Genomic DNA, 5,068 nt, shown 5'->3' on the forward strand with positions numbered 1-5,068 from the left:
ACAACCGGCTTATCCGATCTTGCCCAAGGTGAAAGTATTTTTTCACGAACAGGGCGAAACTCATATATTGCTAATTGTCCTGCAACTGCTGCCGCTCTCAGACGCACTTCAAAATTTGGATGATCTCCTAACTCGCACAACCACTGAAGCGTGGCTTCTGCGTAAATATCGTATTCATGCCAAACATGAGATAAAACAGCTAGAGGAGCCTCTTGTTCTGTAAATAGAACTGTTTTGATTCTACTTTTACCATATTCAGTAAATTCATATCCATCTGCTAGGTAAGCAGACATATCCTCAAGCCATTGACTCCGCTTCTTCTCCGTTGCTCCTGTATTCAAACTGCTAGATTTCATGTTTCTTTTTCTACTCCTGCTTGAGACTGAAGAATAGATTGTAATCTTTGGCTAGCTTCAACAACTATGCGATAGTTACAATCATTGAGTGCAGCTAATGCAATCATAAAACTGCGTTGCTTAACATCTTCACATCTATCAAATACTGATTCGATAGATTCTGCACTTTCTCGATCTGATAATTTATCTCTAACTTCTCCTGAAAATCCTCCTGTATTTGTGTTGGAGTGAATTACTCGATCGTTCCCAACAACAGTACCATGGTTTTCTAAGGTACTATTCTCAAGATGAATACCACCGTGATAAATCGTCGTAAAAAATGGGTCGTCAAGTCCAAGATCTTTTGCCTTCTTACGGAATTTGAGATACTTGAGAAACTCCTTATCATCATTTGAGTTAGAATCTTCCGCTTTATTACCTTCAGCCTTAAACACATTCTCGGCTGATTTAAGACCGTCCTCCTCGGAAACTGGTTTAAGCGGTTCATTATTTCTCTCATTCTCATTATTAGAATCACCCAAATTTGGATTATCGCTCATCTGATTGAATCCTTAGCTATTAATTACTAATTCTCTGATTACCTCCAACAATAGTTCCTGAGTTGTTGACAGTTGCTCCACCAGAAATATCTACACCTCCAATACGGATGCTGGCTTGACTAGAAGAAGTTTTAGCTTCATTAATTGCCTTCTCAATTTCTAAACTTAATTCTGGATCGTCTGTTAAAAGCTTCTTGATGTGAAAACGTAGTGCAGCTTGTGCATCTTCATCAGAAGGGTTGTTTGCAACTTCTGTAGCTGCTTTAATAACTTCGATGGTTTTCTCTTCTCCATTTGGTTTTGATTTAGAGGGAGAAGCAAATTTCATCCAAATAGTTTTTGTCAATCCCCATGTATCAGCACCGATCTTCTTTGATGCTTCTCCCCAAGCTTGCTCTCCTCCCTTGATAAGGTATGGGATAGCTGGAGCCAAAAGCGAAGTAACTATTCTTGCAAGTGCCATAGTATCTAGCATATATTTACCTTTAAACTCTACGTTTAGTGAAAATGTTTGTCCTCAAGACTTATGAATTTTAGGTCTGCTAATGTAGGTAAGACCATCGTATTTCATATCTTACATTAGAATTATCTTATAGATGGTGTATTGGTTTACAGCTACTTTTATATATATTTCGATCTCCTACAAATATAGTATTCCCATTTTTCGACCAAATTAACTGAAGAAGATGACAATTTATTACAGTTTAGCTGCGGCAATGCACACAATCGAACTCCGCCACCCGTTGTGGCTCTAAATCCTGATGAAATCCTCTGTAGGGATAGCTTGTAGCGGAGGTCTATGGTGCGGAGATTGGTTAACTGCTTAATCGCCGCGTATCCATGCCTGATAAACTGCTCGATCTCGGATACATAGACAGCTTTGAGCAAAGTAGGCTTATCGGGGATCGATTCCTGGTGTGGGATGAGCCGCTATCGAGAAGTGTAGCGCGCCAAAGAGTAATAAATATCTACTACAAACCCGACTTTTTGGAAAAGTCGGGTTTGTGTCTTAAGCGGTGTGGCGATTGCTAGATTAACGCGATCGCATTCTAATTATTTTATGAGTGTTGATCGCCAGGTACATTAACCCAATCGACTAACTTAGACTGTTTCCAACATCAACTTGGACTTCTTGACCCCATCGGGAATTTCTACTGGATAATCGCCAGTAAAACAAGCCGAACAGAAATGGCTCGGATCGCGCTCGGTAGCAGCCAACATCCCGTCCCAAGATAGATATGCCAGCGAATCGACCCCGATTTGCTCGGCAATTTCGGCGACCGATTTAGTTGCCGCAATTAGTTGATCCTGAGTGTCGGTATCGATGCCATAGAAGCAAGGATGCGTCACTGGTGGCGAAGAGATGCGCATGTGGATTTCACTCGCTCCGGCATCGCGGAGAGCCTTAACTAGTTTGCGACTGGTCGTGCCGCGCACGATCGAGTCATCGATGACGATCACCCGTTTGCCTTTCAATACATCTCTGAGGGGATTCAATTTCATCCGAATCCCGGCTTCGCGCATTTCTTGGGTGGGTTGAATGAATGTCCGTCCCACATAGCGATTTTTGATCAAGCCTTCGGCATAGGGAATACCCGATGTCTCGGAAAAACCGATCGCTGCTGGGATGCCCGAATCGGGTACGCCAATGACAATATCCGCATCGCAAACAGATTCTTTCGCCAATTGTTTGCCCAGCCGCATCCGGTAGCTATACAAGCTCTCATTGTGTACCCAGCTATCGGGACGTGCAAAATAAATCATCTCAAAAATACAGAGCTTCGGCTGGGTTTCGATCGCCCAATCGATCGCGGTGATGCCGTCAGCATCGATCCACAGCAATTCGCCAGGTTTGACATCCCGATCGTATTCCGCACCGATAATATCTAGCGCGCAAGTTTCGGATGCTACCACATAGTGACCCACGCGATCGGGCAACAATCCCAATACCAGCGGGCGAATGCCATGCGGGTCGCGGATCGCCATCATGCCGTCGGGAGTAGCGATCGTCAGGCTAAAAGCACCGACGCAGTGCTGACAGGCACTAATGGCCGCCTCGACCCAGCCTTTGCCAGCATTGACCTCTTCCCGAATAATCAGGGCGATCATTTCCGAATCGATCGTCGTACTCGGCTCGCAGCCCCGTGCCAGTAAATATTCATGCAACTGCGTTGTATTGACTAGGTTGCCATTGTGCGCCAAAGCCAAATGTCCCAATCTCGTCTCCACAATCACTGGTTGCGCGTTACAACGGCGACTCGATCCAGTTGTCGAGTAGCGAGTGTGCCCGATCGCCAGTTGCCCTGGCAGCCCTTCTAAAATCGCCGGATTGAAGACATGAGATACCAACCCCATATCCCGATGTTCGTGGAGCTGCTGGCCATCAAAGGTGGCAATGCCCGCCGATTCTTGGCCGCGATGTTGGAGCGCGTACAAGCCAAAGTAGGTTAGCTTGGCAACTTCTTGTCCGGGGGCGTAGACTCCGAACACGCCACAAGCTTCTTCGGGTTTGTCGCTAGCGTTGTCGGGATCGGCACAGAGATCGAGGCGCAAGTCGCAATCGGGAATCATGAAGGGCTATGTTGGTGAAGGGGTGGCACGGTCGGGGAAATGGTTAAAGCGATCGGAGATTTGCTCGGGTCAAAAATGAGTAATTATCCATGCTCGATCGATGATAGCTACAGCATAACTTAGCTGGTAGCCAAATATACATAATAAATAATTGGGGTAGCAATCGGAAATTTTAATGTCATTCTGAATAATTAACCAACTCGGTTAAATTCGAGACTTAATGACTCATTATTGTAGTTAACTATTGTTTAAGAATCCATTAAAGATAACACGAAATCAACCGATTTCATTGGCGCAGCCTACCGGAGGTAATCGCCAGCAACACCGCTCGGTGCTTTAAATTAGCAGATTACCTCCCGTAGGCTGCGCCTACCGGAGGTAATCGGTCGGATCTACTTGCTGCACTGGGTCTGTTTGTGGCATTATTAGCGAGCAATTAGGTTTCAGACGATCCTCATTTATCCGCACAACCGATATATTGTAATGTCAAATCTCCATTGGTTAGACCTGAGTGAATACTTCGCGATTGCCATCGCAGTGGTGGGGACGATCGCCGCAATCGCCTCGGCAACCTGGAGCTATGCTATTGTGCCGATGTCGATCTGTCTGATTCTCAGTGCGATCGCGCGGCGGCGATTGGCTCAACAGATTCGCCAGTACGAGCGCAATCTCGAACGCAAACTCGATCGCGAACTCCAACAGCAAGGCGAAGTCCTCCAGCAAGAAATCGCCCAAGCCCGCAGTTTTGCCACGGCTTTGGTCAAACAGACGATGGCTGCCAATAAAGCCGAACCGGCGGCGTTAGTCGCTGGTGGGGCGCAAGAGGTCACTGCTCTAGCACAAAAGTTCGATCGGTACAAACAATTAATGCAGTCGATGCAAGACCATGTGACTGGCGTGGAAGGCAGTCTCAAAGATGTTGTCGATCTGCTCGAAAGTAACGCCCTCACCGAGCGGGTCGAGTATTTAGAACGCCATCTGATGCAGGTATCGCAGCAGTTGGGGATCGAGCCAGCCGCGCTAGATCGAATCGCCTCTGTCCCGATGTCCGCGATCGAGCCAGCCACGTTACCGCGAGTCACATCTATTCCAATGCCGGCGATCGCCGACGAGCCGGAAGTAGATATTACGCCGCTATTGGACATGATCTCCGAAGATTTGATGTCGAGCGAGTTGTTGCTACCCGAAAATATGATTTCGGGCGAATTGAGCGGCGATCTGTGGTCTAAGCCAACTTGGCACCTGCAGCAAACGATCGAGGCACATGGCGACTGGGTGCGGTGTCTGAGTTTTATACCCGATGGTACCAAGCTGGTGAGTGGGAGTTTTGATAAGACGATTAAATTGTGGCAAGTCGATACTGGCAAGATCGTGCATACTTTCACCGATAGTCTCAAGGGGGTATTTGCCCTAGCGGTGAGTGCCGATGGCAAATTACTCGCCAGCGGCAGTTGGGATGAGAGCATCGCGCTGTGGGATTTGAACACTGGCACTTGCATCCAACATTTGGCTCAACACCAGTCCTCAGTGCGATCTCTGGCCATCAGTCCCGATAGCAAAACCCTGATCAGTGGTAGTTTCGATCGGACGATCGTCCTGTGG

Annotated in this window: 3 protein-coding genes and 2 pseudogenes; 1 reads left to right on the plus strand and 4 read right to left on the minus strand. The window is 47.0% G+C overall.

Translation table 11 applies throughout. The annotated features are described in order from the left end of the window. From RMO84_RS07485 to purF, 4 genes and pseudogenes are all read right to left on the minus strand, one after another. A pseudogene (locus tag RMO84_RS07485) lies at positions 1-356 on the minus strand (hypothetical protein); the annotation flags it as partial. Continuing rightward, on the minus strand, positions 353-895 hold the full coding sequence (locus RMO84_RS07490; RefSeq protein WP_310487843.1) for a hypothetical protein: 543 nt from the start codon (positions 893-895) through the stop codon (positions 353-355). The gene RMO84_RS07490 and the pseudogene RMO84_RS07485, both read right to left, overlap by 4 nt. A 19-nt stretch (positions 896-914) precedes the next feature. Then, complete coding sequence (locus RMO84_RS07495) at positions 915-1,358, minus strand: hypothetical protein (protein WP_310487844.1); 444 nt, start codon at positions 1,356-1,358, stop codon at positions 915-917. A 638-nt stretch (positions 1,359-1,996) separates the two neighbouring features. Continuing rightward, positions 1,997-3,466 carry an amidophosphoribosyltransferase gene (gene purF, locus RMO84_RS07500; protein WP_310487845.1) on the minus strand — a complete coding sequence of 490 codons (1,470 nt, stop codon included), beginning with the start codon at positions 3,464-3,466 and terminating at the stop codon, positions 1,997-1,999. Positions 3,467-3,949: 483 nt separating this feature from the next. On the opposite strand from purF, the pseudogene RMO84_RS07505 reads away from it, so the two are divergent. Next, positions 3,950-5,068, plus strand: a pseudogene (locus tag RMO84_RS07505) (hypothetical protein); the annotation flags it as partial.

It is taken from the genome of Chamaesiphon sp. VAR_69_metabat_338, assembly GCF_031423935.1.
GTDB lineage: Bacteria > Cyanobacteriota > Cyanobacteriia > Cyanobacteriales > Chamaesiphonaceae > Chamaesiphon.